The sequence below is a fragment of the Spiroplasma sp. hy2 genome (genome assembly GCF_044714365.1).
GTDB lineage: Bacteria > Bacillota_I > Bacilli_A > Mycoplasmatales > Mycoplasmataceae > Spiroplasma > Spiroplasma phoeniceum.
Genome location: NZ_RXFZ02000149.1, coordinates 1 through 2,527, shown reverse-complemented (window position 1 = coordinate 2,527; position 2,527 = coordinate 1). Strand labels below are relative to the sequence as shown.

The following is a 2,527-nucleotide window of genomic DNA, read 5'->3' as shown; positions in this document are numbered from 1 at the left end:
ADAAAATAATGAGGGTATGATAATAACAGATAAAGCAAGTTCAACAGCAACTAATCCGACTGTTGGAACAACTATTAAGGAAGAAAATTCAAATTCTAAGCCTTATTGGTCTAAAAATTGAATGATTACTCCACCAAATAAAATAAAAGTAAATAGTGGTAATGATGTTAATAACATTATTAGTACCCAAGCGTCATCATATTTTAGAAGAAAAGATGAATTTGGTAATACTGTTGGTCAAGTTCAAATTGAATATAATAAAATGGGTTCTTGTAATGTTTGAGATATTTTAAATATGAATAATTTTATTAATCGCCAAATTACCATATTACCTTTAAACTATACACAAAAATTAGTATTCAATCCTTTTACTATCCCAGGTGGAGTTGGTAAATTCTTAAACTTTATTTCATTTGGTATTCCATGAGGATGAGTAATTAACCAAGATGAGAAAACTTGACCTAATTTTCAATGACTTAATGGTTTTATGAGTGCTAATATTTATAGTTTTTATAATGATGCCTTTTGATCTGATAACTCAAAAGGTAAAGGTTATTTACCATTTGAAATATTTAGAGAACAAGGAAATGATAAAGTCGGTGCTATCTTTGGTGCTAATGCTACTAGTTTGGGTTTTACTACTTTATTAACTGATAAATTAAAAGGCAGTGTTTTAAATAAAGATGGTAAACTAACAGAAGAATTAGTTTATTCAACATATAATTTAAAACAATTAAATGAAAAAACAAATAGAGTTTATTTAATGAATGAACAAACCAAAGCGGTAGATGCACAAACACCAGTTAGTGATAGTGAAAAAGATAATGATTGCGAATTCTTACAAACACCTGATGGGACAAATTGTAGTTATATAATTGATATGTTTTCAATCCAAGCTTTATATAAAGGTAATTTTGAAATTATCTTTTATGCTGATAACCCATATACAAATAATGAAGAAGATTATTTACGATTATCAGTATGGAGTTTTCGTGGAAAAACAAAAAGTACATTAAATAATTATTTACGCGATATGACAACTAATTATAAAACTAGTTTTTTATTACCACACGATTATGAAATACCAACCTTTAATTACCCACAATATGTTCTCCCACCAGTACCATATAACTATCAAATTTATACCAAAGATATTTGAGATGCTAATACAATTCAACCATTAAAAACTAAAGTTATAGCCCCTGCACAATGTAAAAAAACAAATTCTGCTGGTGAAGTTAATTTATTTCCTGATGAAATTAAGGATGCTTATTATGAGATTGAAATTGATTTAAAACAAATTGACCCAACAATTCAAAGTATCAGTAAATTTCAAGATGCTTATAAAACTATTGAAATAAGTAATCTTAATAATTTACAAGTTGAATGTTCACAACCTAATATAGAAAATTTTATACCAGATAGAAATTTAAACATTTTATCTGGTACTGATTGTAATACCAATTTAGGTTCATTAAATAATTTAACTTTAATAAGAAATGGTCTTTCTCAAACTGATAAAATTAATTTTAAGTTTGATATTGATAATTTAATTGTATTAGATACTAAGGAAATACCAATAAATGAAATTAAAAAAATTAGAACTGGTTATACAAATGGTATTCCATTTGACCCTACTAAAGACTATGAAAATGGATATACTTTATTAAATAGTAGAGGTGTATTAGACTTTATTATAAAAATTACAACTTTTGATTATAATGATAATCCAAAATATAAAGAAACTTATTTACAAGCATATTATACTAATGATGTAAAATTAAAAATTAGAATATCAAAGAATATGAAAATTAATTTTAATATGAACAGTACACAACATTGAAATTATTTTGGAAATGATAAAGAAATATTAGTAAATGTCAATAATATAAATACTTTATCAATTAAAAATAATTCTAATTCACCTATTTCTATTACATTTATTCCTAAAAATTAAAAAAGAGCATTTTTGCTCTTTATATGTGATATTTTAAATAATAATATTACCATTATCATCTATTTTTGGTACTGTTGGTTCATCATTACCTTCATATTGATAAATTGCTTTAAAATTACTAACTCCTCTATTTCAAGGAGAAATATCATTTAGATTTTCATCGGGATTAGAAATTCCTATTGTATAATATTCTCTTTCAATATCATTTGAATTACTTGTTAATAAATATACTATATTTACTCTAGGGTTTGATGTTTTAAATTTGAAGTTTGGTTTTATTTCATAATTTTTGAATTTAAATATTTCTCAATTATTTTTTAAATTTAATTTAGCAATGACAATATATCATTTATTATCAACTTTATTAAATTTTTCTTCTCTATAACATATTCTTTCAAAATTACCAATAGTTTCCTTATTACATTTTTCTATATCGGGATTACAACTAATTAAACTTGTTGTACTTGTTCCAATTAAAGTGATTGTTCCTAAAAGGTTTAATATTTTTTTCATTTGATTATTTTATCTTTTATTCTCAATTAAGTGAATCTATTGAAACAGTATARTTAT

2 protein-coding genes are annotated in these 2,527 nt (G+C 23.9%); one reads left to right on the top strand and one right to left on the bottom strand.

Annotation, left to right across the window (positions count from 1 at the left end; genetic code table 4):
• Positions 1–1,957: hypothetical protein (locus tag EHV01_RS04680; protein ID WP_422066431.1), on the top strand; the 1,957-nt coding region annotated here is incomplete at its 5' end.
• 33 nt (positions 1,958–1,990) lie between these two features.
• On the opposite strand, the gene EHV01_RS04675 is transcribed toward EHV01_RS04680, so the two are convergent.
• On the bottom strand, positions 1,991–2,470 hold the full coding sequence (locus tag EHV01_RS04675) for a lipoprotein (protein ID WP_422066430.1): 480 nt from the start codon (positions 2,468–2,470) through the stop codon (positions 1,991–1,993).
• Between the last annotated feature and the right edge of the window lie 57 nt (positions 2,471–2,527).